The sequence below is a fragment of the Dactylosporangium sp. NPDC051485 genome, from assembly GCF_040682015.1.
GTDB lineage: Bacteria > Actinomycetota > Actinomycetes > Mycobacteriales > Micromonosporaceae > Dactylosporangium.
The window spans coordinates 1-25,865 of sequence record NZ_JBFAZW010000012.1; the positions used below are offsets into that span (position 1 = coordinate 1).

Consider the following 25,865-nt stretch of genomic DNA (forward strand, 5'->3'; position numbering starts at 1 on the left):
CGGCGACCCGGAAGCGGACGCGGCCGACACCGACGCGGCCGACACCGACGCGGCCGAGACGGGCGCGGCGGAGACGGGCGCGGCCGAGACCGGTGCGGCCGACACCGGGACCGCCGAAACGGGTGCAGCCGAGACAGGAGCGGCCGAGACAGGAGCCGCCGACACCGGCGCGGTCCGGCTCACAGCGGCCGGCAACGGCGCTGCGGCAACGTCCGGAATGTCCGGAACATTGGACGTCGGCGGGGTACGCTCCGCGTCCTCGACGACCACGGCGTCTTCCACGTCGGCGGAAGGCAGGCGAGCGGGCAGCGCCGGCAGCACCGCCGTCGGCGAGTCGCTCGAATCCACCCCGGCCGGCGCCTGCGAGGTGCCGCCGTCGACCGGGATCGGCAGCCGGGCCGCGCCGACGAGCTGGTTGGGCGCGTTGCCGTACAGCCCCGCGCCCTCCGGCGGGCTGGCCAGCAGCCGGGCGGGGAGCGTGACGTACGCGGTCACGCCGTCCTCGGTGGCGGTGAGCCGGACCGAGACGCCGTGCCGGTCGGCGAGGTGGCCGACCACGACCAGGCCCATCCGCTCGGAGGCGGCCACGTCGATGGCGATCGGGCTGGTGACGCGCTCGTTCGCCTCGATGAGGCCGGACTCGGTCATGCCGATGCCCTTGTCCTCGATGACGATCGTTGCCTCGCGGGCGCCCTGGGCGGGCCAGCCGGTCACCGTCACCACGGTGTCCGGAGGGGAGAACGTCGTCGCGTTCTCCAGCAGCTCGGCGAAGAGGTGCACGATGTCGGAGACGGCGTGGCCGACGAGGTAGATGTCGTTGGACACGTCGTGGCGGATGCGGGCGTACTGCTCGATCTCCGCCATCGCCGCCAGCATCACGGCCGACAGCGACACCGGCTGGGCCCACCGCCGGGTCGCCTCGCTGCCCGCGAGGACCAGCAGGTTCTCGTCGTTGCGGCGCATGCGGGTGGCCAGGTGGTCCAGCCGGAACAGGTTGGCCAGCTGGTCCGGGTCGGTCTCGGCCGACTCCAGCTGGTCCAGCAGCTGCAGCTGGCGCTCGACCAGCGTCTGCGACCGGCGGGCCAGGTTGACGAACATCGAGTTGACGTTGCGCCGCATGACCGCCTGCTCGACGGCCAGGCTGACCGCGGAACGGTGCACGGCGGTGAACGCGTCCGCCACCTCGCCGATCTCGTCGGAGGAGCGCACGCGGGTGGTGGTGTCGACGGTGACCGTCTCGCCGCGCGGCAGCGTCCGCAGCCGCTGGATCGCCTCGGGCAGGCGGTGCTGGGCCACGTCGAGCGCCTGGGCCCGCAGCTGGCGCAGCGAGCGGGCCATCGACCGGCCGATGAGCCAGGACAGCAGCAGGGCCAGCAGCATGACCAGCACGATCGCCGAGGTGGCGAGGATCGCGTTGGTGCGCTGGGTGGCGCTGCGGTCCCCGGCGCCCTTGATGGCGTCCTCCAGCATCTCCTTCTCGATGCTGCGGAGGTAGTCCAGCTCCTGGGTGCTGGCCCGCCACCAGTCCTCGGCGGAGACGCCGACGGCGGCGCCCCGGGACCGGGAGATGATGTCCCGCTGCAGGCGGGCGACGGTGGAGACGGCGGGCTGGCGAAGGTTGCGGTCGTAGAGCGCCAGGTGCCGGGGGCTCGCCGAGGCGCGGAAGCGCTCCACGGCGGCCACCTGCCGGGCCTGGATCTCCGAGAACGTCTCGAAGTCGTCCGGGGCGAACTTGCCGGCGCTGGCCGCGGCGAAGATCCGCCCGCGCAGCTGGTCCTTGAGCTCCTTGGACTGGGCGAGATCCATCAGCGAGGAGACCTCGGCCACCGACTCGGAGTCGCCGCCGATGTCGGGGCGGTCCGGCACCAGGTCGAACAGGTGCTGGATGGTGACGCTGTACTGCTGGAACACCGCCTCCCCGCGCAGCCAACGGGCCTTGACCCCGGCCCGGACGAGCGCGAGGTCCTGGAAGTCGGCGTTGATGCGGTTCTGGGTCTGGCTGAAGACCGGGTTGCGCAGCAGCGGCCTGGCCTGGGTGGAGAAGGCCAGCAGGGCCGCGTCGGTCGCGGCGTAGCTGGCCGCGAGCTCGTCGGCGGCCGAGTTCTGCCCGGGCGGCGTCGCCGCGGTCATCGGCTTGGACAGAACTCCGGCCGTTCGGTCCCTTTCCACCTGCAACTGGTGGATAAGATCGGTCAGTTGGCGGCCGACCTTGACCCCTTGGGCGAACTGGTCCAGCTTCGTCGCGTCCTGCACGGAAAGGTTGATCTGCACGCCGGCGATGACCAGGAAGGCGACGGCGGGCAGCACCAGAACGGCTGCGAGCTTCGTGGGCACCCGCCAGTCGCGCACCCGGAACAGGGATGCGCTGCGCCGCTGCGGCTCCCCCGGCCGCCTGCGGCGATGGCTGTTCACCTTCATCACGACGGCGGGAGCCCTCGTGGAAGGCGGCGAAGCGAAGGTCTGCACCCTCACACCTTTCGCATGCGTCATCGCGCTGCCTGAGCAGCGTGCGGCCCTTATCAAACCAGGGATGTGACGTGTGTCCAACCACGTCATGGTGGCGCAGGTCACATTACTCGAAGCAGGACAGCGGGCTTGCTACGCATAGATCAGAGGGGAAGGATACGGCCGTCCGACCTCCCGCGCGCCACAAGGAGTCATTCGCCGTGCTCACCCGGGGCTTCCGGCCCGCAGTGACCGCCCTGGCGCTGATGTCGGCGTTACTCATGTCGGCGTGCACCGGAGGCGGGAAGCCGGCGGCCACCCCGCCCGCCACCGTCGCGATCGGCCTGCTGGTGCCCAGCAGCGGCCCCAACGCGCAGATCGGCCAGCAGGCGACGCTGGGCGCGAGGCTCGCGATCGAGCTGGTCAACCGGGACGTGCCGGCCCAGCCGCTGCCCCTGCCGCTCGGCCCCGGGGCCGGCCTGCGCAACGGCACCAAGCTGACGCTCATCCCCGGCAACACCGAGAGCGCGCCGGAGAAGGTCGAGAAGGAGACCACCCGCCTGGTCGACAACGGCGCGGTCGGGCTCGTCGTGGCCGACACGATCGACGTCGCGCTGTCCGCCGGCCGGGTCACCGACCTGCTCGGCGTGCCCCTGGTTGACGCGCTGAGCACCTCGGACACGTTCGGTGAGCTCAACCGCACCGGGCACTTCCGCATCCAGCCGAGCGACCAGCACGAGGTCACCACGGCGCTCGATCTGCTCTACCGGCAGAAGGAGACCTCGCAGTACCGCCGCATCGTCACGGCGGCGGGGGCCCCCACGGGCGCGCTGGGCGACGAGGTGGCGAGCCTGAAGACCTCCATCCAGGACCTGAGCCTCGCCGCCGGCTACCAGGCGGCCGGCAAGGACGAGGTGGTGTCGCTGGCCACGCCCAACCCGTCCGCCAGCCAGGTGACCAAGGGCGACGCGGTGCTGGCCGTCGTGACCAGCCCGGCCGAGGCGGCCGCGGCCAACGAACTCGCGGTGAAGCTCAAGGGCACCGCGCCGGTGATCGCGCTCGGGCCGGCGGTGTCGGCGCTGGACGGGGTGAAGAACCCGGTCGCGCTGCGGGCCGCCGGCTGGTCCGGCGAGTTCGCCGCGCGCAACCCGATCGCCCAGGTCATCGGCGCGATGTACGAGCAGGCGTACCACACCAAGCTGACCGAGGTGGCGGCCGGCGCGTTCATGGCCACCCTGGTCCTGGCCCTGGGCATGGACCAGGCGGCCGACTACACCAAGTCGTCGGTGCGCAACGCGGTGCAGGGCGTGAACATCCCGGCCACGCAGACGATCATGCCGTGGAACGGGGTGCGTTTCGACGGCAACGGCGTCAACCAGCTGGCCGCCGGCGTGGTCGAGCAGCGCTCGCCCAACGGCTACCTCGTGGTGCACCCGATCGAGCTGGCCGCGACGCCCACGCTGCTGCTGTAGCCCGCACTAGCCGAGATGCTCGCGCAGGGCCCCCGGGTCGCTGCGGACCAGCTCGTTGAGGTCGATGACCTCCGCCGCGCCGCCCGGGGCCGTCAGCCGGCGCGGCAGCAGCGGATGCTCACGCTTCCAGCCTTTGCGCAGCAAGGTGTACTCCACGACCACCGCCAGCAGCGCGGCCCCCATCCAGGGCGGCGCGGCGGCGTCCTCCTCGCCGCCGGGCGGCAGCCCTCGCCGGGCCCGCTCCACGTCGACGGGGCGGCGCAGCAGGGTGCCGGCGAGCTCGCCCCGGGTGTCCGGCGCGCGGCCCAGGACGGTGCTGACCGCTTCGACGTACTGCCGCGCCCGCCGCTCGACGTCGGGCAGGTAGGCCTCGACGGGCAGGTCGGCGAGGCGCACCCAGGGTTCGCCGGCGGTCCCCTCCGGCAGCGCCTCGGCGGCCAGCGCCCGCAGGGCCGCCGGCCCCAGCTCGTCCAGAGGGGCCGCGTCCGGGGCGAGGCGCACCAGCGGCCCGTCGACCGGCGCCCGCAGCTCCCCGGCCAGCCCCGGGTGGTGGGGGGCCAGCGCCGCCTGCAGGGTGGCGGCGTCCGTGGCCGGGGCGCCCCAGCGGGCCAGCCGCAGCCGCCAGCCCTCGTGCAGGTCCTCGGCCCGGATCGGGCCGGTGGCGGGCAGCGAGCCGGTCGCGTGCGCCGACATCGTGCCCGAGGCCAGCGGGGCCGCGGCGAAGGCGGCGAAGGCGGCCTCGATCGCGGCCGCCTTGAGCAGCGCCCGGGCCGCGTCCTCGACCGCGGAGAGCCCGCCGCCGGCCGCGGTCACCGCCGCCGCGTCGCGGACCTGCTCGGCCTCGCCCAGCAGCGTCTCGGTGGCGGCCAGCAGCCGGGCGTGCCGGGCGGCCGTCTTCTGCGACCCCGGGGTGTGCCGCCGCGCCTCGAGCAGGCCGCGGACCAGGTCGGGGTGGCGGGAGGCGGGCTGCGCCAGCTCGTGGGTGATCAGCATCCGCAGCTCGTCGGCCGAGAGCCCCCACACCAGCGGGAGCCCGATGACGAGCACGCCGGCCGTGGTGCGGACGGTGGCGGGGCCGCCGAGATGTACCGAAGGCGGCGGCTGGGCATCGGCGAACTTCACCGCGTCGAGGACGACCGAGTGCAGGGCGGCGTGGTGGGCCGCATCGACCGAGGGCAGCGCGGGTGGCGACGACGGGGCCGGGGTCCCCAGCAGCCGGCGACCACGCCAAACGGTCAGCCCGCCGGGAAGTCTCGCCATAGTTGTCCAGTCTGCCGCAGACCGGTGCGGAAACCGAAGGGCCTTCCGCCTAAGTTACTGGGCAGTCAATATAGGGCATGCGCTATGACGTCGTGGTGATCGGCTCCGGCTTCGGCGGCAGCGTGACCGCGTTGCGCCTGGCCGAGAAGGGGTACTCGGTCGCGGTGCTCGAGGCCGGGCGGCGCTTCGCCGACGACGAGTTCCCGAAGACGTCCTGGGATGCCCGGCGCTTCCTGTGGGCTCCGGCGCTCGGCTGCTACGGCATCCAGCGGATCACCATGCTGCGCAACGTGCTCGTGCTGGCCGGGGCCGGCGTCGGGGGCGGCTCGCTGGTGTACGCCAACACGCTGTACCGCCCGCTCCAGCCCTTCTACGACGACCCGCAGTGGCGGGGTATCACCGACTGGCGGGCCGAGCTCGAGCCGTTCTACGACCAGGCCGAGCGGATGCTCGGGGTGGCCACCTACGCCCGCACCACGAGCGCCGACAAGGCGTTTCGCAAGGTCGCGGAGCGGATGGGGGTCGGCGAGAGCTTCCACCCCACCCCGGTCGGGGTCTACTTCGGCCGCTCCGGCGTCGACCCCTACTTCGGCGGGGCCGGGCCGCAGCGCCAAAGCTGCGAGCACTGCGGCAGCTGCATGACCGGTTGCCGCGTCGGGGCCAAGAACACCCTGGTCAAGAACTATCTGTACCTCGCCGAGCGGATGGGCGCCGAGGTGTTCGCGCTGACCACGGCCACCGAGGTCCGCCCGGCCGGCGACGGCGGCTACACGGTGCGCACCCGCGGCACCGGCCGCCGCGGCCGGCGCCGGACCTTCGAGGCCGGCCAGGTCGTCTTCGCCGCCGGGGCGCTGGGCACGCAGCGGCTGCTGCTGCGGATGCGGGCCGACGGCGTGCTGCCGCACCTGTCCCGGCGGCTGGGCACGCTCACCCGGACCAACTCGGAGGCCATCGTCGGGGCCCGAACGCTGCGCAAGGGCGCCGACTTCACCGACGGCGTGGCCATCACCAGCTCGTTCCACCCGGACGCCAGCACCCACATCGAGCCGGTCCGCTACGGCCCCGGCTCCAACGCGATGGGCCTGCTGCAGACCGTGCTCACCGACGGCGGCCCGTGGCGCCCGCTGCGCTGGTTCGGCGCCTTCTTCCGCCACCCCGTCCGGCACCTGCGGGTCCTCTCGGTGCGCCGCTGGTCGCACCAGACGGTGATCGCGCTGGTCATGCAGTCGCTGGACAACTCCCTCGACGTGCGCTACCGGCGGGGCTGGACCGGCCGGCGGCGCCTGACCACCACGCAGGGCCACGGCGAGCCCAACCCGGCGTGGATCCCGGCCGGCAACGAGGCGGTCCGCCTGCTCGCCGAGGAGATCGGCGGACTGCCGGGCGGCAGCTGGTCGGAGGTGTTCAACATCCCGCTGACCGCGCACATCCTGGGCGGCGCGGCGATCGGGGACTCCGCGGCGACCGGGGTCGTCGATCCGTACCACCGCGTCTACGGCCACCCGGGGCTGCACGTGGTCGACGGCGCCGCCGTCTCGGCCAACCTGGGGGTGAACCCCTCGCTGACGATCACCGCCCAGGCCGAGCGGGCGATGTCGATGTGGCCGAACAGGGGCGCGGCCGATCCGCGCCCCGAGCTGGGCGCGCCCTATGAGCCTGTGGCGCCGATAGCTCCGTCACGTCCGGCGGTCCCGGCGCAGGCTCCGGCCGCACTCCGACTAGGCTTTTGCACATGACCACGCCGCCGCCGGTTCTCGTCGTCGACTTCGGCGCCCAATACGCGCAGCTGATTGCGCGCCGGGTGCGCGAGGCCCACGTCTACTCGGAGATCGTGCCGAGCTCGATGCCGGTGGCGGACATCCTGGCCAAGCGCCCCGCCGCGATCATCCTCTCCGGCGGACCGTCGTCGGTCTACGAGGAGGGTGCGCCGCAGGTCGACCCGGCCCTGTTCGAGGCCGGGGTGCCGGTCTTCGGCATCTGCTACGGCTTCCAGGCGATGGCCGTGGCCCTGCGCGGCGAGGCCGCCCACACCGGCCTGCGCGAGTTCGGCGGCACCCCGCTGACGGTCGCGTCCGGCGGCGGCGTGCTGCTGCGCGACCTGCCGGGGGAGCAGTCGGTGTGGATGAGCCACGGCGACTGCGTGACCGCCGCGCCGGCCGGCTTCACGGTCACGGCCGGCTCGCCGGGTGCGCCGGTGGCCGCCTTCGAGGACACCGATCGCCGCCTGGCCGGCGTGCAGTTCCACCCCGAGGTGGCGCACACCCCGCACGGCCAGGAGGTGCTGCGCCGGTTCCTCTACGACATCGCCGGCATCGAGCCCACCTGGACCTCGAACAACATCATCGAGGAGCAGGTCGAGGCGATCCGGTCCCGGGTGGGCGGCAAGCGGGTGATCTGCGGGCTGTCCGGTGGCGTCGACTCCGCGGTCGCCGCGGCGCTGGTCCACAAGGCCGTCGGCGACCAGCTGACCTGCGTGTTCGTGGACCACGGGCTGCTGCGCGCGGGCGAGGCCGAGCAGGTCGAGAAGGACTACGTCGCCGCGACCGGGATCAACCTCAAGGTCGTCGACGCCTCCGCCACCTTCCTCGGCGCGCTGGCCGGGGTCACCGACCCCGAGCAGAAGCGCAAGATCGTCGGGCGTGAGTTCATCCGCACCTTCGAGGCGGCCGCACGCGAGATCGACGCCGAGGGGCACGTGGAGTACCTCGTGCAGGGCACCCTCTACCCCGACGTCGTCGAGTCCGGCGGGGGCACCGGCACGGCCAACATCAAGTCCCACCACAACGTGGGCGGGCTCCCCGACGACCTGCAGTTCGCGCTGGTCGAGCCGCTGCGGACGCTGTTCAAGGACGAGGTACGGCAGATCGGCGCGGCCCTCGGCCTGCCCGAGGAGATCGTCATGCGCCACCCGTTCCCGGGCCCGGGGCTGTCGATCCGGATCATCGGCGCGATCGACGAGGAGCGGCTGGCCATCCTGCGCGCCGCCGACCTCATCGCCCGCGAGGAGCTCACCGCGGCCGGGCTGGACCGCAGCGTCTGGCAGTTCCCGGTGGTGCTGCTGGCCGACGTGCGCAGCGTCGGGGTCCAGGGTGACGGGCGGACCTACGGTCACCCGATCGTGCTGCGCCCCGTCTCCAGCGACGACGCGATGACCGCCGACTGGTCGCGCCTGCCGCACGAGCTGATCGCGAAGATTTCGACCCGGATAACGAACGAGGTCCGGGAGGTCAACCGCGTGGTCGTGGACGTTACGTCCAAGCCGCCGGGCACCATTGAATGGGAGTGAATCCCCCTTCAGGGTGGTTTCGCTCTTGCCGCGGCCTGCAAAAGCCGGACAATTTATCGACGTGACTCCTGCGTTACAGCCACTGCGGCGCATCGCGGCCTACTGCGTCTGCACTGACGGCGACAAGTTCCTGCTCGTGCGCGCCTCGGCCAAGTCCGGCACGCCGGGCGCCTGGTCGCTGCCCGGCGGTGCCGTCGACCACGGCGAGCACCCGGTCGACACCGTCGTGCGCGAGACCGCGGCCGAGACCGGCCTGTCGGTCGCCGTGGCCGGCCTGCGCGACGTGCTGGCCGACATGCGTGCGCTGCCGACGCGAGGCCTCACCATTCACACCGACCGGCTGATCTACGAGGTCACCATCCGCGGCGGCGCGCTGCGCGACCGGGTCGGCCAGCCCACCGACCTGGCCCGCTGGGTGACCCTGGAGGAGGCCAAGGCCCTGCCGCTGCGCCGGTTCACCGCCGACGCGCTCGGCCTGCCCGACGCCGAGGCCGACATCCGCCCCGACGGGGTGCCCGAGGTCCCCTCCTTCTATGCCGTGCCCGGCCCGGACGGCCTGCACCGCGCGCAGCGCTTCGCGGCTTACGCCGTGTGCACCGACCGGCGCAACCGCGTGCTGCTCACCCGCATCTCCGACGGCTACCCGGGCGGCGGCTGCTGGCACCTGCCCGGCGGCGGCACCGACTTCGGCGAGCAGCCCGGCGTGGCGCTCGTCCGGGAGCTGGTCGAGGAGACCGGCCAGGAGGGGACGATCACCGAGCTGCTCGGCGTGGCCAGCCACCGCGACGCGGCCCAGCTCGGCCCGGAGGGCTACCCGATCGACTGGCACGGCGTGCGCGCGTTCTACCGCGTGCACGTGGCCCGCTCCAGCCGCCCGGTCATCCACGACGTCGGCGGCTCCACCGCCGAGGCCCGCTGGTTCGACCCGGAGGACCTCGACGAGCTGCCATTGACCGAGGTCACCGAGGAGGCCCTGCGCGGCGTCGGCCTACGCTGATCGGTATGACGCAGACACGGGTGATCACCGTTTACGGGTGCCTGCCGGGGGCGGACGAGCAGATCGGCGGCCCGATCCGGCACGGGGAGGACCCCGCCTCCGCGGTGGTCCGGCTGTTCCGCGAGGAGGCCGGCCTGCCGGTGGTGGTTTCGGGGGTACTGCACGTCAACGCCCTCGTCACCCCGTCGCTGCACGAGGACCGCGTCACGTTCGCCGTGGTTCCCGCTCTCCCGGATGCGGTGGCTTCCTCCGACGAGGCCGTCGAGTCCGACCTGCCCCAGGGGCAGCGGTTCGCCGCCTACGGCCTCGTCACCGACCCGGCCGGCCGGGTGCTGCTCGCCGAGATCGCCCCCGGCTTTCCCGGCGCCGGCCGCTGGCACCTGCCCGGCGGGGGCACCGACGTGGGCGAGCAGCCGGCCGACGCGCTGCTGCGCGAGCTGTTCGAGGAGACCGGCCAGCACGGCGAGATCGTCGAGCTGCTCGGGGTCAACCACCGCAGGAGCCTGGGGGCCGTGGGCCCGGAGGGGTACCCGATGAACTGGCACGCGGTCCGGGCGCTCTACCGGGTGCTCGTGCCCGAGCCGTCCGTACCGAGCGTGACGGAGGCGGCCGGCGGCTCGACCGCGGCGGCGGCCTGGTTCGACCCCGCGGAGCTCGCTGCGCTGTCGGTGACAGAGGTCGTACAGTGGGCCGGGTCACTGCTCGCGACGGGCAGTGACAGGTCTCGTTAAAATGGACTAGAGGTTAACGGGTAACTACACTGAGTAGTCCCGCGGCTCGCCCCGGATGGCGGTTTCCTCCGCGGGGCATCGCCAACCGCGATCCGATATGGGATCGTGTAGATCGCGAGACGGTCTCGTGAAACGGACACCAGGGGGCAAAGGCCCCCGATACCGCGACCGTGGGAACCTCGTTCCTACATGGAGGATCAGTGCCGAGAGCACCTTGGCAGCGACGACGCACCACGGACAGTCCGCGTCCCGGTGGAGGCCGGCAGTGGGCGGGACGGCTGCGGCGCAGCGGCTCCCTCGCCCGCCAGGTGCTCTTCGCCGGACGCGTCGGCCGCCGTGGTGAGGGCAACGTCGCCGGCGCGACGTCGCTGCTCGTGCCCCCCGTGGAGACCGACGCCGGCACCGGCCGGGTTCGCTTGCCGCGCCTGCGGATGCGCCGTCGTGACGGACTGTCACGGGACCTGACCTCCGAGGCGATGTCCCTCGCGCCCGTCAGCCCGCCCGTGGCCGGCCCCGCGGCCGCCCGGGACGAGGAGCCGGCCCCGCTGGCCATCCCGCTGCTGCCCGGCGAGCGCACGCTGGCCCGTCGCATCCGGTTCGCGCTGGTCAACGCCTGCACCCTGAGCAGCCTCATGCTCGGCCTGTCGGCCATCTTCATCGCGGTCAACCAGGGCGACGTGCGGATCGCCGCCGCGCTGCTCATCGCCTGCGTGGTCTTCGACGGCCTGGACGGTTTCCTGGCCCGCCGCCTCGGCGTGGCGAGCCCGTTCGGCGCCCAGATGGACTCGCTGGCCGACATGTGCTCGTTCGGCCTGGCCGCCCCGGTGGTGGTCTACGCCTGGCTCAACGGCTCGGCCCCGGCCGCCCTGCTCGTCCCGGCCTGCGCGCTGGTGGCCGCGGCCGCCGCGATCCGCCTGGCCCGCTTCAACGTCTCCCCGAAGGACGGCCGCTTCTTCTGCGGCGTCCCGACCACGATGTGCGCCGCCGTGCTGGCCCTGAGCACGCTGATCGCCCCGGCGATGCCCCCGGTGGTGCGGGTGGCCGGCGTCGTGCTGCTCGGCCTGGCCATGGTGTCGAGCTTCCCCTACGCGAAGCTCGCCCGCCTGGCGAAGCTGCCGCCGTGGCTGCTGGTGCTGCCGGTGATCGGCGCGCTGGTCAACTTCCGGATGACCTTCGCCCTGGTGGTCCTGGCCTACCTGGTGAGCGGTCCGCTGATCTGGCTGCGCCAGCGTCGCCACGACCAGGCCGCCTGACCCGGTCTACAGCGAACGAAGAGGGGCCCTTTCGGGGCCCCTCTTTTCGTTGGCCGGCGAGATCGTTTTCGATAAGTCGGGCGCTGCGCGCCGCGACTTATCAGATTTTTCGCCCGCCGGGGCTTAAGTCCGATTTGGGCGACGATGCGGAGGCTCTAGCCGCGATTTTCCGCCTGCCGGGGTATAAATCCGACATGTCGCGGCGCGGAGCGCCCGACATGTCGAGTTTCGCCCGAACCTCACGAGCGGGTATCCGCCGCCGGCGAATACCCGCTCGTAGGCTGGCTCAGTGCCAAGTGGCGATGACCGCCTGGCCGCCGACGACGCGGTCGCCCGGCGCCACGACCGGCGTGGCCTTGTCGGCCGGGAGGTAGACGTCGGTGCGGGAGCCGAAGCGGATCAGGCCGAAGCGCTCGCCCTTGGCCAGCAGGGAGCCGATCGGGGCGCGCTGGACGATGCGGCGGGCGATCAGGCCGGTGCGCTGCACCACCGCGACCGGGCCGCGGGCGGTCTCGAGCAGGGTGTACGCCGCCACGTTGTGCTCGGCCTCGGGGTTCATGGCCGGGGCGAAGCCGCCGTCCTCGACGAAGTAGTCGATCACCTTGCCGGCTACCGGGGCGCGGTTGACGTGCACGTCGAGGACCGACAGGAAGACCGCGATGCGCAGGAACTCCATGTCGCCGAAGCGCTTGTCCTCCATCCGCTCGACGCCCAGCACCTTGCCGTCGCTGGCCGCCACCACGGCGCGCGGGTCCTCCGGGACGTCGCGCTGCGGGTCGCGGAAGAAGGCCGCCACCGGGGCCGCGGCCAGGGCCGGGACCAGCCACAGCTTCGACTTCGGGCGGGCCGCCTTGGCCAGCGCGGCCAGGCCCAGCGCGATGCCGGCCGCGGCCACGCCGTTGGAGTCGATGTGCATGCCGCGGGTCAGCGGGACGCTCGAGGGGCGCAGGGCGGGCAGCAGGTTGGCCGCCGTCGTGTGGTCGGCCGGGGTGTGCCGCAGCCGGTGAATGCGCACCGGCGGCACGTTGCGCAGGACCAGGTCGCTGCCGACGCCGTACAGCGCGGCCTGCCGCTCCACCTCGTCGGCCGCCCCGCTGGGCAGCCGGGTGGCCGGCACCACGACGGTGAGCACGCCGCCGGGGCTGACCAGCTTGGCCATCTCGGTGAGGACCGTGCGGGCGTCCTCCGCGCTGCCGGCCAGCGCCTCGGCGTGGATCACCACGTCGGCCGGCTCGGCGGCGTCCACCGACTCGAGCACCCGGGTGCGCTCGGCGACCCAGCGGCCCTGCCGATCCACGTGCTCGCGCAGAGCGGCCGCGGCGTCGGGCCCGGTGCCGACCACGGTCAGCCGGTCGTCCGGCAGCAGCGCGTCGATCGCCGCGGCCAGGGCGGGCGAGCCGGCCACGGCGCCGATGACCAGGCCGGTCTTGGGGCCGCCGTGGCGGGCGAGCTCGGATGCGAGAACCCGGGCGGCTCGGTCACCGATCTGGATCGGACGGCGGGGTGCGCCGGACGGGCCGCCAACGGGAAATTGGGTCATCTCGGAAGGGCTCCTCTGGAGAAAGTCGGCGAGTTCTGGAGAAGGCCGGCGAGTAAGGCTCGAGACGCCGAAAACTGGCCGGCGGGGACGCAAGCCCCGCCGACCAGCATATTCGGTGCCGCGAGCTGTCAGTCGCCGTCCAGGTCGTAGTCGTACGGATCCGTGCTCCCACCGGCCTTGCCGCGCTCCGACGGTTTGTCGGAGCGCAGCGCCCCCAGCAGGCCGAGCAGCCCGAACAGGATCAGGCCCCCGGCCACGATCCAGCCGGCGCTGAGATGCACCGAGACGGCCTGGTTGAACAGCCAGACCACCACGATTCCCAGGAAGATCAGGCCGAACGTCAGCGAGACGCCGTCCAGACGGTGTGGCTTCATCGGGTCACCCTCACATCGCCCCATTGCAGGTCCAGGTCGAGGTGGAGCTTGCCTCCACCCGGGCCGTCCGCGCCCAGATCGGTGAACGAGCTGGTCTGCTTGAACCCGCCGCAGCCATGGTCGAACACTCTGCAGTCCCCGCCCTGGATGCGCACGTTGACCGTGACGTCGACGTTCGGCGGGACCGTGATGTTGATGTTGCCGACGCGGACCCGGAAGGCCACCGACACGTCCTGGTCGACGAAGTCGATCCCGGTGAGGTCCGCGGTGACGTTGCCCAGATCCGTGGAGTACTCCGGGTGCAGGGCGCTCACCGAGACGGGCGTGACGGTGATGTTCTCCGTGCGGTGCGGTGCGGGCACGCTCGCCGCGGTCGAGATCGCCAGGGCGATGCTCAGCACGGCGCCGAGCAGGATGAGCACCCGGGCCCGGCCGAGCCACGCGCCCGTGATCAGGCCCAGGGCGGTGATGGCCAGCGGCACCGCGAAGAACGTGCTCACCTTGAAGTCCACCACGGTGACCTGCAGCGCGGCCAGGATGCCCAGCGAGAGCACGATCAGCGAGAACGTGATCCGGCCCAGCTTGGACTTCTCCTTGCGGGGCTTCGGCGGGACCGGGGCCAGCCCGGGGTACGGCGGGACCGGCACCCCCGGCGGCGGAAAGCCACCCAGGCTGCGCGCGTACGGGCTGCTCGTCGCGTACGGCCCGTGCGGCGCGAACGGCGGCCGGTACCCGGGCCCGGCCGCCGGCATCGGGGGCAGCGGCGGGATCGGCAGGATCGGCGGTATGACCGGCGGAGGCGGCACCATGATCGCCTCCTGCACGGCCGTGGACTCGACCGGCGGGATCTCGGCGGTCCGCGCCGGCTCCTCTGGGACGGGCTCGGCGGCCGGCGTCCCGGTGGGCGTGGTCGTGCCGGGCCCGAACGACGGCGCCCCGAACGGCGGCGCCCCGAACGACATCGGCCCGGGCGGCGGCGACCCGAACGACGGCGACCCGAACTGCTGGGCGCCCGCCGTCGCCGGCCCCGCGCCGAAGCCGGTGCCGAACGGCGCCGGACCCGAGGGAGCGCCGGCCGTCGGGTTGGGCACCGCCGGCGGCACGAAGGGCCCGGCCGGGGGCGGCTGCCCGGTGTTCTGCTGACCGCGCACCAAGAGGGCGACCACGCCGATCACGATCGCCAGCCCGACCATGGCGGCGCCCAGGTTGTGGGACATGATCAGCAGGAACGCGAGCACCGCGAACACGCCGATGGTGATGGCCAGCGGCGCGGAGGTGGCCGAGCGCCCGCGGCCGAGCAGCGCCTCCAGAGGCGAGCCGGTGTCGCCCTCGGCGGGCAGGAGGAGCCAGCCGAGGAGGTACGCCACGATGCTCACCCCGCCGGCCAGCGTCAGCACGGCGAAGATGACCCGCCAGAGTGTGGGGTCGGTGTTGGTGGCCCGGCCGATGGCCGCACAGACGCCGGCCACATAGCGGCCCTGCTGCGGCCGCACCAGCAGCGCCCGGTTGAACGCGCCGCCGAACGGCGGGTTGCCGAACCCGAACGGCGGCTGGCCACCGGGCGGCGGCGGCACGCTGCCACCGGGCGGCGGGGGAGGAGGCGTCCCGGCCCCGGGCGGCGGCGGGGGCATGCTGCCCCCGGGCGGCGGCGGAGGCGGCGGAGGCGTGTAGCGGGGCGGCGGCTCCTCCGATGAAGGCCAGTCGGCTGGCGTAGCCATGTCATTCGGGCCGTAGTCGGCCTCGAAGCGGGGCGCGTCGTCCTGTCCGGGCACGGCAGGGATGCCGGGTACGGCAGGGGTGTCGGACGCGGCAGGATCGCCGGACACGGGAGGAGTGCCGGTGGCGGCCGGCGCGTGCTCGTCCACCGGCTCCGCGGACCGTTGCGCGGCGGGGATGGCACCCGGCTCGTCGGCGGCAGGCGGGTTCGTCATGCCACCAATGCTCGCCGATGGGCCCCCGCCACCGCCTCAGGCACCGACCCTGACGCCACCCTGATTCTGCGGCTCCGGGGCGCTCGGAGTGGTTTCGCCGCAGTCCTTCATGTGACGATTCGGGGGTACCGAATCCGCCGGCCACCAGAAACGAGCGCAATGAGCAGCCCGATCCCCGTCCGCCGCCTGTATCGCGAGCCCGCCGACCGGGTCGTCGCGGGCGTCGCCGCGGGCATCGCCGCGCACCTCGGCGCGTCGGTCCTGCTGGTGCGGGTGGCGTTCGTGGTGCTGGCGGCCTTCAACGGGCTCGGCGCGCTGCTCTACGCCGCGTTCTGGGCGGTCCTGCCGCTGCAGCCGCACGGCCGCCACGGCGGGCGCAACGTCAACCAGCTCTTCGCGTTCCTCGCGCTCGGCGTCGGCGTGGTGATCCTGCGCCTGATGGTGCAGCCGGACGGCACCGCCTCCGCGGTCATCGGCTGGCTCGCGGCCGTCATCGCGCTCGGCGCCGGCATCATCTGGCACCAGGCCGACCCGAAGCGCCGCGAGCGCTGGTCGGCCACCGTGCCGGGCATGCCGTGGCTGGGCGCGGCCATGGACAACAACCGCAAGTCGTACCTCGTCCGCTTCGTCGGCGGCGGCCTGCTGGTCGTCTCCGGGATCATCGGCGTGTTCGTGGTCGGCGTGGTGCCCCTGCGCGGCGTGCCGTTCTCCTCGATCGGCTACGGCCTGGGCTTCGCCGCCGTCGCGCTGGCCGGCGTCGGCCTGGCGCTGGCCCCGCTGTTGCACCGCATGTTCACCCAGCTCAGCGCCGAGCGCGAGGCCCGGGTGCGGGAGCAGGAGCGGGCCGAGCTGGCCGCCATGATCCACGACCAGGTGCTGCACACGCTCGCGCTCATCCAGCGCAACGCGGGGGACCTCAAGGAGGTGCAGCGCCTCGCCCGGGGGCAGGAGCGGACGCTGCGCAACTGGCTGTACAAGCCGACGGCCTCGCCGATGGAGAAGTTCAGCGCGGCGCTGGAGGAGGCCTCGGCCGAGGTCGAGGACACGTTCGCGGTCGCGGTGGAGACCGTGGTCGTCGGCGACGTGGACGTCGACGAGAAGGTCGGCGCGATCGTCGCGGCCGCCCGCGAGGCGCTGGTCAACGCGGCCAAGCACGCCAAGGTGCAGACGATCTCGCTGTACGCCGAGGTGGAGCCCGACTGCGTCAGCGTCTTCGTGCGCGACCGGGGCGCCGGCTTCGACCTGAAGGCCGTGGACGCCGACCGGCACGGCGTGCGCGGCTCGATCGTCCTGCGCATGCAGCGCCACGGCGGCAAGGCCGAGATCCGAAGCACGCCGGGGGAGGGCACCGAGGTGCGCCTGTCCATGCCGATCGACACCGAGTCCCGGCGCCGGAAGTCCATGAGCGAAAGCGGAGAACGATGAGCACCGAAGAGACCCAGCGGCTGCGGGTGTTCCTGGTCGACGACCACGCGATGTTCCGGGCCGGCGTCCGGGCCGAGCTCGGCCTGCACGTCGACGTCGTCGGCGAGGCGAGCGCGGTCGCCGAGGCGGTGCAGAAGATCTCCGCGATCGAGCCCGACGTCGTGCTGCTCGACGTGCACATGCCCGACGGCGGCGGCCGCGCGGTGCTCGACGCGATGCGCCGCTCCCACCCGCAGGTGCGCTTCCTCGCGCTGTCCGTCTCCGACGCGGCCGAGGACGTGATCGGGCTCATCCGGGCCGGCGCCCGCGGGTACGTCACCAAGACGATCTCCCCCGACGAGCTCGCCGACGCCATCCGCCGGGTCGCCGACGGGGACGCGGTGTTCAGCCCCCGGCTGGCCGGCTTCGTGCTCGACGCCTTCGCCGCCCGCCCCGACGCCCCGGTGGCCGACCCCGAGCTCGACCAGCTCACCAACCGCGAGCGGGAGGTGCTCCGGCTGCTCGCCCGGGGCTACGCCTACAAGGAGATCGCCAAGGAGCTGTTCATCTCGATCAAGACGGTCGAGACGCACGTCTCCAACGTGCTGCGCAAGCTGCAGATGTCCAACCGCTACGAGCTGTCCCGCTGGGCCGCCGACCGCCGTCTCGTATAGGGAAGGGTCAGGCGGTCGAGAACACGGAGAAGCCCTCGGCCAGGCGCCCCTCGGGCAGCCCGGCGGCCTTGGCCACCATCGCGTGGCGCTGGCGCAGCATCTCCTCGAAGCCCTCGATGTGCGAGGTCTGCGACGCGTGCGCCCGCAGGGCCGCCAGCTTGCGCGGGAACACGTCGGTGACGTCGATCATGTGATCGGGGTCGGGGCCGCCGCTGTACCAGATCTCGCGCACCGTCCAGGGCTCCAGCCCGATGTCGGTGAACGTGAACGGGTTGCGCGCGTCGGGGTAGACCGCGCACGTGGTCGCCTCGCCGGCGGCCAGGTGGTCGGGGTGGCTGGGCCCGGCCAGGCGGTCCCAGCGGCGCAGGGGCGAGTTGGTGAGGACCCGGTCGGGGCGGAAACGGCGGATCGCCGCGGTGATGTCCCGGCGCAGGGCGATGGTCGGTTCGAGGACGCCGTCGCGGTACCCGTCCAGGAACTCCACCTGCTTGACGCCCACGGCCGCGGCGGCCGCGCGCTGCTCGGCCTCGCGCAGGATCGGCATCTGCTCCCGGGGCGTGTCGTCGAACCCGCCCGCGTCGCCCCGGGTCACGAGCAGGTAGGCCACCTCGAGGCCGGCGTCGACCCAGGTCGCGACCGTGCCGGCCGAGCCGAAGTCCACGTCGTCGGGGTGCGCGAGCACGCACAGCACGCGCTGCACGTCAGTCAGCGGCGTCGCCGATGGAGGAAAGGTCATACACCTATTACAGCGGACCCCGGCCCGCGCGCAGGATGAGCAGTGCCAGCTGCGTGCCGTCGGCGCCGAGCTCCGCGCTGAAGCGCTCCAGGATCTCGCGCTCGCGGGAGAGCACGAGGCGGGTCCCGCCGGCGGCGATGCGGGTCTTGCCCACCTCCTGCGAGATCGACGCGCGCTCCTTCCAGAGCGCGACGATCGCCGCGTCGATCTCGTCGATGCGGTTGCGCAGGCCGGCGATGTGCTGGTCGGGAGTGGTCTGCTGGTCCATGGTGACGGCGGCCATTTCTCTTCGTTCCTTTGCGGTTGGGTCCAGTTTCCGTCGCCCGGGAACGCGAACGCCCCGGGCTTCGGAGCCCGGGGCGTCAGTAGGCTTTGCGATCAGGCGCGACCTACGGCTGCCGGACTCCGGTAGCCGTAAAAAAAGGAGTAGCGCGCCTGCTCGATCACGTAGCCGAGTATGGCACGCCCCGCGTCGCGGCGGAAAGTCCTTGCCGGAACTTGGGACGCGTCGGTTTTCGGCCATCCGTACGAGCGGGCATAGACTCGCCAGGCGATGCATGCTCTCTTCGACGTACCCCAGTCGCGCCCGCCGCAGCCCGAGGCCCCGGCGGCGCCGCCCCGACCGCCCAAGCGCGACCTGCTGGACGGGCTCAACGGCCCCCAGCGTGATGCGGTGACCCACGAGGGCAGCCCGCTGCTCATCGTGGCCGGCGCCGGATCCGGCAAGACCAAGGTGCTGACGAGCCGCATCGCCTACCTGCTGGGCGCCCGCAACGTGCACCCCGGCGAGATCATCGCCATCACGTTCACCAACAAGGCCGCCGGCGAGATGAAGGAGCGCGTCGCCAGGCTGGTCGGCAACCGCGCCCGGCTGATGTGGGTGTCCACGTTCCACTCGGCCTGCGTGCGCATCCTGCGGGCCGAGCACGACCACGCCGGGCTCAAGTCGACGTTCTCGATCTACGACGCCGACGACTCCCGCCGGCTCATGCAGCTGGTCGCGCGCGAGCTGGACCTCGACCCGAAGCGCTACCCGGCCCGCGGCCTGGCCACCCAGGTGTCGAACCTGAAGAACGAGCTGGTCGACCCGGAGGCCTTCGCGGCCACCGCCAAGGGGCCGGCCGAGCGCGCGCTGGCGGAGGCCTACACGCTGTACCAGCAGCGGCTCTCCGAGGCCCACGCGCTCGACTTCGACGACCTGATCATGCGCGTGGTGCACCTGCTGCAGAGCCACCCGGAGGTCGCCGAGACCTATCGCCGGCGCTTCCGCCACGTCCTCGTCGACGAGTACCAGGACACCAACCACGCGCAGTACATGCTGGTGAAGGAGCTGGTCGGGGACACCGGCGAGCTCTGCGTGGTGGGCGACGCCGACCAGTCGATCTACGCCTTCCGCGGCGCCACCATCCGCAACATCCTGGAGTTCGAGCGCGACTTCCCCAACGCGCACACGATCCTGCTGGAGCAGAACTACCGCTCCACCCAGACGATCCTCAACGCGGCCAACGCCGTGATCGGGCGCAACACCGACCGCAAGCCCAAGCGCCTGTGGAGCGACCAGGGCAACGGCGAGCAGATCGTCGGCTACGTCGCCGACACCGAGCACGCCGAGGCCGACTGGGTGGCCCGCGAGATCGACCGGCTCTCCGACGCCGAGGGCGTGCGCCCGGCCGACGTGGCCGTGTTCTACCGCACCAACGCGCAGTCCCGCGTCTTCGAGGAGATGTTCATCCGCTTCGGCCTGCCCTACAAGGTGGTCGGCGGCGTCCGCTTCTACGAGCGCAAGGAGGTCCGCGACGCGCTGGCCTACCTGCGCGCCGTGGCCAACGAGGACGACACGGTGAGTGTCCGCCGGGTCCTCAACACCCCCCGCCGAGGCATCGGCGAGCGCGCCGAGGCCTGCATCGAGGCCCTCGCGAGCCGGGACCGGATCTCCTTCGGCGCCGCGCTGCGCCGCGCGAGCGAGGCCCCCGGCATCTCGACCCGGGCCGTCAACGCGATCGGCGAGTTCGTCGCGCTGCTCGACGACCTGCGCACGATGGCCGCCACCGCGCTGCCCGAGGAGGTGCTGGAGGCCGCGCTGGACCGCTCCGGCTACCTGAGCGAGATCGAGGAGAGCACCGACCCGCAGGAGGCGGGCCGGGTGGAGAACCTCCAGGAGCTCGTGAGCGTCGCCCGCGAGTACACCGAGCGCACCGAGGCCACCGTTGCCGCCGCCGCCGAGCAGGGGGACGCCACCGCGGTGCCCGGCCCGAGCGTGCCCGGCTTCCTGGAGCAGGTCTCGCTGGTCGCCGACGCCGACCAGATCCCGACCGACGACCCCGACCACACCGGCGTCGTCACGCTGATGACCCTGCACACGGCCAAGGGCCTGGAGTTCCCTGTGGTGTTCCTCACCGGCCTGGAGGACAGCGTCTTCCCGCACCAGCGGGCCATGAGCGACCGCAAGGAACTCGAGGAGGAGCGCCGCCTGGCGTACGTCGGGATCACCCGCGCCCGGCAGCGCCTCTACATCTCCCGGGCGGTCACCCGCTCGGCCTGGGGCCAGCCGGCCTACAACCCGCCGTCGCGCTTCCTGGAGGAGCTGCCGCCCGAGCTGGTCCGGTGGGAGCGCACGGATGCGGCGTACACCAGCTGGTCCGGCCGCGCGGGCGTCGGCGGCCGCGGTTCCGGGACCACCCAGACCCGCACGTCGTCCTTCGTCGGCGGCACGCCGAAGGCGGCCCAGCTGGCCGCGAAGCTCGGCCTGGACGCCTCGAAGCTGTCGACGGCGAGCGAGCTGCAGCGCGACGTGCCGTCCCTGTCCGTGGGGGACCGGGTCAACCATCAGCGCTACGGCCTCGGCCGGGTGCTGGCGGTGGAGGGCGCCGGCCCGCGCGCCCAGGCGCAGATCGACTTCGGCGACCAGGTGATGTGGATCGTCCTGCGTCACGCGGCGGTGGAGAAAATCTGAAGCCCGACACGTCCGTCGGGAATCAACCGATTACGACGTGACCTGACGCTCTGCCAGCTCGACGACGTTGGCCAGGAGCATGGCGCGGGTCATCGGGCCCACGCCGCCGGGCATCGGGGCCAGGTAGCCCGCCACCTCGGCCACCTCCGGCGCCACGTCCCCCACCAGGCGCGACCTGCCGTCGTCCGTGGCCACCCGGGTCACGCCCACGTCCAGGACCGCCGCCCCGGGCTTGACCATGTCGCGGGTCAGCAGCCCGGCGGACCCGGCGGCGACGATGACGATGTCGGCGTTGCGCGTGTGGGCGGCCAGGTCGCGGGTGCCGGTGTGGCAGAGGGTCACGGTGGCGTTCTCGGTCTTGCGGGTGAAGATCAGCCCGAGGGGCCGGCCCGCCGTCGGCCCGCGCCCGATGGCCGTGACCTCGGCGCCCGCGATCGGGATGTCGAAGCGCCGCAGGAGCTCGACGATGCCGTGCGGGGTGCACGGCAGCGGCGCCGGGATGTTCAGGACCAGCCGGCCCAGGTTGGTCGGGTGCAGCCCGTCGGCGTCCTTCGCCGGGTCGATCAGCTCCAGGATCCGGCGCTCGTCCAGCCCGGCCGGCAGGGGGAGCTGCACGATGTACCCCGTGCAGGCCGGATCGGCGTTCAGCGATGCGACGGCGTCCTCCACGTCGGCCTGGGTGGCGGTGGCCGGCAGGTCGCGGCGGATCGAGGCGATGCCGACCTCGGCGCAGTCGCGGTGCTTGCCCGCCACGTACGCGTGGGAGCCCGGGTCGTCACCGACCAGGATCGTGCCCAGGCCCGGGACGATGCCGCGGTCCGAGAGGGCCTTGACCCGCAGCCGGAGCTCGTCCTTGATGGCGGTCGCCGTGGCCTTGCCGTCGAGAATCGTTGCCGTCACGGTCTCCGATCCTGCCATTAGAGTGCAGGGCGTGCTGCTCCGGCGCGGGCTTGTCGCCCTCTTGATCCTGTTCGCCCTGTCGGCCTGCGGCGGGCATGACGCCGCGCCCGTGCAGCCGGCCGTCGGGGAGAGCCAGGCGCGCCAGGCGGGCGGGGACGCCGCGCTGGGGGCCGCCCCGGCGCAGAGCACCTCCGCGAGCGCTTCGGCCAAGGCGAGCGGTGGCGCGCAGGCGGCCGCGTTCGTGCAGAAACAGCCCGGGACGTTCGGGATCATCGTGCGGGACCGGGTGACCGGGCAGGTCTGGAAGGCCGGGAACACCACGGCCACGACCTGGACGGCGTCGACGATCAAGCTGGCGATCGCGACCGACCTGCTCGAGCGCAACGCCACCAAGGAGATCGCGCTGGACGCCACCGACCGGGCCAACCTGGACAAGGCGCTGATCAACTCGGACAACGACGCGGCGACGGCGTTGTGGAACCGCTACGACGGGCCCGGGATGCTGGATCGCTTCCGCTCGAAGTACAACATGGGCTCCCTCGCCGTCATCGACGGTTACGAGACCTTCTGGCGCAACCTGCGGTGCAGCACCGAGGACCTGCAGAACCTGATGGCGTACGTCCTGGAGAAGCTCGACCCGCAGGGCCGGACGTATCTGGTCACCACCCTGCGCAAGGTGGCGAGCAACCAGCGCTGGGGCGTCTGGGCGGCCGGGTCGGGCCTCAAGCCGGGCAACAAGGACGGATGGGCGGAGAAGCCGGTCAACGGCAAGAACGTCTGGATGACGCACACGGTCGGGTTCGCCGGGGACGGCGAGCGGTACGTCGTGGCCGCCATGTACGAGCAGAAGCCCGGCGGGACGCTGGAGAAGGGCGCCCACGCGGTGAGCGACGCGATCGCCATGTACTTCGGGGCGAAGGTCCCGGCCCCCGTCACGCTGCCGTGACGGGGGCCGCGACGCGCGTCAGTGGAAGAAGTGGCGAGTCCCGGTGAAGTACATCGTCACGCCCGCCGCGCGGCAGGCCTCGATGGTCAGCTCGTCGCGGATCGAGCCGCCCGGCTGCACGATGGCCTTGACGCCGGCGTCCAGCAGGACCTGCGGGCCGTCCGGGAACGGGAAGTAGGCGTCCGACGCCGCCACCGAGCCCGCGGCCCGCTCGCCCGCCCGCTTCACCGCCAGGTGGCACGAGTCGACCCGGTTGACCTGGCCCATACCGACGCCGACGGTCGCGCCGTCGGTGACCAGCAGGATGGCGTTGGACTTCACGGCGCGCACGGCCCGCCAGGCGAACTCCAGGTCGCGCAGGGTGGCCTCGTCGGCCGGGTCGCCGCAGGCGAGCGTCCAGTTGGCGACCGCGTCGCCGTCGGCGTCGATGCGGTCGGCGGCCTGGACCAGGACGCCGCCGGAGATCTGGCGGTGCTCCAGCGGGGCCGGCCGCCAGGCGGGGGCGCGCAGCACGCGGAGGTTGGCGCTGGTGGTGAGCAGGGCGAGGGCCTCGTCGGAGTACGACGGGGCGACGACGACCTCGGTGAAGATCTCGCGGATCTGCTTGGCCAGGTCGGTGGTGACCGGGCCGTTGACCGCGATCACGCCGCCGAAGGCGCTCACCGGGTCGCAGGCGTGGGCCTTGCGGTGGGCGTCGGCCACGTCGGCGCCGATCGCGATGCCGCAGGGGTTGGCGTGCTTGATGACGGCGACGCAGGGGTCGGTGAAGTCGTGCGCGGCGCGCCAGGCGGCGTCGGCGTCGACGTAGTTGTTGTAGGACATCTCCTTGCCGCCGAGCTGCTCGGCCTGGGCGAGGCCGGGGGCGGCGGCCGGGTCGAGGTAGAGCGCGGCCGGCTGGTGGGGGTTCTCGCCGTAGCGCAGCGTCGCGGACTTGCGCAGGGCCGTGCCCGCGAACTGCTGGTCGTCGCGGGCGAACCAGGCGGCGACGGCGACGTCGTACTCGGCGATGTGGGCGAAGGCCTGGCCGGCCAGGGCGCGCCGCTCGTCCAGCGTGAAGCCGCCGTCGGCCACGGCCTGTAGTACCGCCTCATAGGAGGACGGTGACGTGACCACCGCGACGCTCGGGAAGTTCTTGGCCGCCGCGCGGACCATGGCCGGGCCGCCGATGTCGATCTGCTCGACGCACTCGTCGTCGGAGGCGCCCGAGGCGACCGTCTCGGTGAACGGGTACAGGTTGGACACCAGCAGCTCGAAGGGCTCGATGCCCAGCTCGGCCAGCTGCGCCGCGTGGGCCTCCAGCCGCAGGTCGGCGAGCAGGCCGGCGTGCACCTTCGGGTGCAGCGTCTTGACCCGGCCGTCCAGCGTCTCCGGGAAGCCGGTGAGCTGCTCGACCTTGGTGACCGGGAGGCCGAGCGCTTCGATCCGCGCGGCCGTGGAGCCGGTGGAGACGAGCTCGACACCGGCGCCGGCCAGCGCGCGCGCCAGCTCCTCGAGCCCGGTCTTGTCGTAGACGCTGATGAGCGCGCGCCTGATGGGACGGCGGTTAGCCACGGCCCAGCCTGACCTTTCGTTCGTTGACGGTCCAGCCCTCGCGTGCCATCCGCCCGACCGTGTCGACCAGCTGGCGGCGCTCGGCTTCTTTGATCCGCTCCAGGAGCGTGTCCTCGGTGTCGTCGTCAAGGACCGGCACCGCGACCTGCGCGATGATCGCCCCGGTGTCGACGCCGCTGTCGACGAAATGCAGCGTGGCGCCGGCGAGCTTCACGCCGTAGGCGAGCGCGTCGCGCGGGCCATGGATGCCGGGAAACGCCGGGAGCAGCGCGTTGTGCGTGTTGATGTACCGGCCCTCGTACTTCCCGAGAAAGCGCGGGCCAACCAGCTTCAGGAACCCCGCCGAGACCACGAGGTCGGGCTCGAAGCGGCCGCACTCGGACAGCAGGGCCGCGTCCCATTCGTCGCGGGTGGCGAAGTCCGCCACCCGGGCGACGAAGGTGGGCACGCCCCGGCGCTCGGCGCGGGCCAGCCCCTCGATGCCGGGGCGGTCGGCCCCGACGGCGACGACCCGCGCGCCGTAGGCCGGATCCTCGGCCGCGTCGAGCAGGGCCTGCAGATTCGACCCCGAACCGGACACGAGTACGACAAGCCGAACTGTCACCACGAAACTGTATCGACCGGGTCGGCCCAGCTCAGCGGGGGGCTGCCCGCCATTTGCGGACGAATGCGGACAGAATTAGTCTGAATGTGGTCCAGTTATCGATACTCCACCGCTCTAGCGCTGCGCAGAGGTGATGAGGGCAAGTAGGCTGCCGAGGTTGCGTATCCCCCGGGACTACCCTGATGCGAACCACCACGTAGCCGGAGTGTCCCCAGCTTTAGGAGCCATATTCATGGGCTACCCACCACCGGGCCAGGATCCGTACGGGCAGCAGCCCAACCAGGATCCCTATGGTCAGCAGCCCCAGTATGGGCAGCAGCCGCAGTACGGCCAGCAGCCGCAGTACCAGGACCCTTACGCCCAGCCGCAGCAGCCCGCGTACCAGGACCCCTACGCCCAGCCGCAGCAGCCGGCCTACCAGGACCCGTACGCGCAGCAGCCGCCGGTCTCCGGTACCCCGTACCCGACCTCGGGCGGAGCTTACCCGACCTCGGGCGGGGCGTACCCCAACGCGGGCTACGGTGCGCCGGCCCAGCCGCAGAACACGCTCGGCCTCGTCGGCATGATCCTGGGCATCGCCTCCATCCCGCTGGCGTTCTGCTGCTCCCTCGGCCTGCCCCTGGGCATCGCGGGCGCGATCGTGAGCTTCCTGGGCCAGAACAAGGTCAAGCAGGGCCTCGCGAACAACGAGGGCCAGGCCAAGGCCGGCCTCATCTGCAGCATCGTCGGCGCGGGCCTCACGATCCTCGTGCTGATCCTGACGTTCTCGCTCAACTGGGGTCTCTCGACCTACCCGTAAGACCGACTA

The 25,865-nt window shown here is 72.6% G+C and carries 21 protein-coding genes; 11 read left to right on the forward strand and 10 right to left on the reverse strand.

The genetic code is table 11. From position 1 onward, the window contains the following. On the reverse strand, positions 1-2,466 hold a 2,466-nt coding region (locus tag AB0M46_RS08955; RefSeq protein WP_363334011.1), incomplete at its 3' end, for a nitrate- and nitrite sensing domain-containing protein. Positions 2,467-2,666: 200 nt separating this feature from the next. Here AB0M46_RS08955 and AB0M46_RS08960 point away from each other — a divergent pair. Beyond that, positions 2,667-3,917, forward strand: coding sequence for an ABC transporter substrate-binding protein (locus AB0M46_RS08960; protein WP_363334013.1), 1,251 nt, complete (start codon positions 2,667-2,669; stop codon positions 3,915-3,917). A 6-nt stretch (positions 3,918-3,923) separates the two neighbouring features. Here AB0M46_RS08960 and AB0M46_RS08965 read toward each other — a convergent pair whose 3' ends face one another. Further along, on the reverse strand, positions 3,924-5,177 hold the full coding sequence (locus AB0M46_RS08965; RefSeq protein WP_363334015.1) for a hypothetical protein: 1,254 nt from the start codon (positions 5,175-5,177) through the stop codon (positions 3,924-3,926). A 77-nt stretch (positions 5,178-5,254) separates the two neighbouring features. Between AB0M46_RS08965 and AB0M46_RS08970 the strand changes: the two genes are divergently transcribed. From AB0M46_RS08970 to AB0M46_RS08990, 5 genes are all read left to right on the forward strand, one after another. Next, positions 5,255-6,913 (forward strand): GMC family oxidoreductase, encoded by a 1,659-nt coding sequence (locus AB0M46_RS08970; RefSeq protein WP_363334017.1) that lies wholly within the window; start codon positions 5,255-5,257, stop codon positions 6,911-6,913. Then, the gene (guaA, locus tag AB0M46_RS08975; RefSeq protein ID WP_363334019.1) at positions 6,910-8,463 is read left to right on the forward strand and encodes a glutamine-hydrolyzing GMP synthase; all 1,554 of its coding nucleotides are present in this window, start codon (positions 6,910-6,912) and stop codon (positions 8,461-8,463) included. The genes AB0M46_RS08970 and guaA overlap by 4 nt, the downstream gene beginning before the upstream one ends. Before the next feature lie 61 nt (positions 8,464-8,524). Then, complete coding sequence (locus tag AB0M46_RS08980) at positions 8,525-9,460, forward strand: NUDIX domain-containing protein (RefSeq protein WP_363334020.1); 936 nt, start codon at positions 8,525-8,527, stop codon at positions 9,458-9,460. Between the two features lie 5 nt (positions 9,461-9,465). Then, the gene (locus AB0M46_RS08985) at positions 9,466-10,191 is read left to right on the forward strand and encodes an NUDIX domain-containing protein (protein ID WP_363334023.1); all 726 of its coding nucleotides are present in this window, start codon (positions 9,466-9,468) and stop codon (positions 10,189-10,191) included. A 278-nt stretch (positions 10,192-10,469) separates the two neighbouring features. Then, complete coding sequence (locus tag AB0M46_RS08990) at positions 10,470-11,444, forward strand: CDP-alcohol phosphatidyltransferase family protein (RefSeq protein ID WP_363334239.1); 975 nt, start codon at positions 10,470-10,472, stop codon at positions 11,442-11,444. A 286-nt stretch (positions 11,445-11,730) separates the two neighbouring features. On the opposite strand, the gene AB0M46_RS08995 is transcribed toward AB0M46_RS08990, so the two are convergent. From AB0M46_RS08995 to AB0M46_RS09005, 3 genes are all read right to left on the reverse strand, one after another. Beyond that, complete coding sequence (locus tag AB0M46_RS08995) at positions 11,731-12,984, reverse strand: phosphatidylserine decarboxylase (protein ID WP_363334025.1); 1,254 nt, start codon at positions 12,982-12,984, stop codon at positions 11,731-11,733. A 128-nt stretch (positions 12,985-13,112) separates the two neighbouring features. Continuing rightward, the gene (locus AB0M46_RS09000; protein WP_363334027.1) at positions 13,113-13,358 is read right to left on the reverse strand and encodes a hypothetical protein; all 246 of its coding nucleotides are present in this window, start codon (positions 13,356-13,358) and stop codon (positions 13,113-13,115) included. Next, positions 13,355-15,289, reverse strand: a complete 1,935-nt coding sequence (locus tag AB0M46_RS09005) for a PspC domain-containing protein (protein WP_363334029.1) — start codon at positions 15,287-15,289, stop codon at positions 13,355-13,357. Before AB0M46_RS09005 ends, AB0M46_RS09000 begins: the two co-directional genes overlap by 4 nt. Positions 15,290-15,448: 159 nt before the next feature. Here AB0M46_RS09005 and AB0M46_RS09010 point away from each other — a divergent pair, with 159 nt between their 5' ends. Together AB0M46_RS09010 and AB0M46_RS09015 are read left to right on the forward strand one after the other, a co-directional pair. Continuing rightward, entirely contained in the window at positions 15,449-16,714 is a 1,266-nt protein-coding gene (locus tag AB0M46_RS09010; RefSeq protein WP_363334031.1) for a PspC domain-containing protein, read from the forward strand. Beyond that, positions 16,711-17,367, forward strand: coding sequence for a response regulator transcription factor (locus tag AB0M46_RS09015; RefSeq protein WP_363334033.1), 657 nt, complete (start codon positions 16,711-16,713; stop codon positions 17,365-17,367). The genes AB0M46_RS09010 and AB0M46_RS09015 overlap by 4 nt, the downstream gene beginning before the upstream one ends. A 7-nt stretch (positions 17,368-17,374) precedes the next feature. On the opposite strand, the gene AB0M46_RS09020 is transcribed toward AB0M46_RS09015, so the two are convergent. Both AB0M46_RS09020 and AB0M46_RS09025 read right to left on the reverse strand, forming a co-directional pair. After that, positions 17,375-18,103 carry a PIG-L deacetylase family protein gene (locus tag AB0M46_RS09020; RefSeq protein WP_363334034.1) on the reverse strand — a complete coding sequence of 243 codons (729 nt, stop codon included), beginning with the start codon at positions 18,101-18,103 and terminating at the stop codon, positions 17,375-17,377. A 7-nt stretch (positions 18,104-18,110) separates the two neighbouring features. Continuing rightward, complete coding sequence (locus AB0M46_RS09025; protein WP_363334036.1) at positions 18,111-18,386, reverse strand: chorismate mutase; 276 nt, start codon at positions 18,384-18,386, stop codon at positions 18,111-18,113. Between the two features lie 270 nt (positions 18,387-18,656). Between AB0M46_RS09025 and pcrA the strand changes: the two genes are divergently transcribed. After that, positions 18,657-21,056 carry a DNA helicase PcrA gene (gene pcrA, locus AB0M46_RS09030; protein ID WP_363334038.1) on the forward strand — a complete coding sequence of 800 codons (2,400 nt, stop codon included), beginning with the start codon at positions 18,657-18,659 and terminating at the stop codon, positions 21,054-21,056. A 30-nt stretch (positions 21,057-21,086) separates the two neighbouring features. Here pcrA and AB0M46_RS09035 read toward each other — a convergent pair whose 3' ends face one another. Beyond that, positions 21,087-21,956: a bifunctional methylenetetrahydrofolate dehydrogenase/methenyltetrahydrofolate cyclohydrolase gene (locus tag AB0M46_RS09035; RefSeq protein ID WP_363334039.1), complete on the reverse strand. Its 870-nt coding sequence runs from the start codon at positions 21,954-21,956 to the stop codon at positions 21,087-21,089. 31 nt (positions 21,957-21,987) lie between these two features. Here AB0M46_RS09035 and AB0M46_RS09040 point away from each other — a divergent pair, with 31 nt between their 5' ends. After that, complete coding sequence (locus AB0M46_RS09040; protein WP_363334041.1) at positions 21,988-22,902, forward strand: hypothetical protein; 915 nt, start codon at positions 21,988-21,990, stop codon at positions 22,900-22,902. An 18-nt stretch (positions 22,903-22,920) separates the two neighbouring features. On the opposite strand, the gene purH is transcribed toward AB0M46_RS09040, so the two are convergent. Continuing rightward, complete coding sequence (gene purH, locus AB0M46_RS09045; protein ID WP_363334042.1) at positions 22,921-24,453, reverse strand: bifunctional phosphoribosylaminoimidazolecarboxamide formyltransferase/IMP cyclohydrolase; 1,533 nt, start codon at positions 24,451-24,453, stop codon at positions 22,921-22,923. Beyond that, positions 24,446-25,060: a phosphoribosylglycinamide formyltransferase gene (gene purN / locus AB0M46_RS09050; RefSeq protein ID WP_363334043.1), complete on the reverse strand. Its 615-nt coding sequence runs from the start codon at positions 25,058-25,060 to the stop codon at positions 24,446-24,448. Before purN ends, purH begins: the two co-directional genes overlap by 8 nt. Positions 25,061-25,283: 223 nt before the next feature. Here purN and AB0M46_RS09055 point away from each other — a divergent pair, with 223 nt between their 5' ends. Further along, a complete protein-coding gene (locus tag AB0M46_RS09055; protein ID WP_363334241.1) occupies positions 25,284-25,856 on the forward strand; it encodes a hypothetical protein in 573 nt (190 codons plus the stop codon). The last annotated feature ends 9 nt before the right edge of the window (positions 25,857-25,865 follow it).

Coding starts and splice junctions, on each gene's coding strand:
- AB0M46_RS08965 (WP_363334015.1), bottom strand. CDS start 5,177: ATGGCGAGACTTCCCGGCGGGCTGACCGTTTGGCGTGGTCGCCGGCTG.
- AB0M46_RS08970 (WP_363334017.1), top strand. CDS start 5,255: ATGCGCTATGACGTCGTGGTGATCGGCTCCGGCTTCGGCGGCAGCGTG.
- guaA (WP_363334019.1), top strand. CDS start 6,910: ATGACCACGCCGCCGCCGGTTCTCGTCGTCGACTTCGGCGCCCAATAC.
- AB0M46_RS08985 (WP_363334023.1), top strand. CDS start 9,466: ATGACGCAGACACGGGTGATCACCGTTTACGGGTGCCTGCCGGGGGCG.
- AB0M46_RS08995 (WP_363334025.1), bottom strand. CDS start 12,984: ATGACCCAATTTCCCGTTGGCGGCCCGTCCGGCGCACCCCGCCGTCCG.
- AB0M46_RS09000 (WP_363334027.1), bottom strand. CDS start 13,358: ATGAAGCCACACCGTCTGGACGGCGTCTCGCTGACGTTCGGCCTGATC.
- AB0M46_RS09005 (WP_363334029.1), bottom strand. CDS start 15,289: ATGACGAACCCGCCTGCCGCCGACGAGCCGGGTGCCATCCCCGCCGCG.
- AB0M46_RS09010 (WP_363334031.1), top strand. CDS start 15,449: ATGAGCAGCCCGATCCCCGTCCGCCGCCTGTATCGCGAGCCCGCCGAC.
- AB0M46_RS09015 (WP_363334033.1), top strand. CDS start 16,711: ATGAGCACCGAAGAGACCCAGCGGCTGCGGGTGTTCCTGGTCGACGAC.
- AB0M46_RS09020 (WP_363334034.1), bottom strand. CDS start 18,103: ATGACCTTTCCTCCATCGGCGACGCCGCTGACTGACGTGCAGCGCGTG.
- AB0M46_RS09025 (WP_363334036.1), bottom strand. CDS start 18,386: ATGGCCGCCGTCACCATGGACCAGCAGACCACTCCCGACCAGCACATC.
- pcrA (WP_363334038.1), top strand. CDS start 18,657: ATGCATGCTCTCTTCGACGTACCCCAGTCGCGCCCGCCGCAGCCCGAG.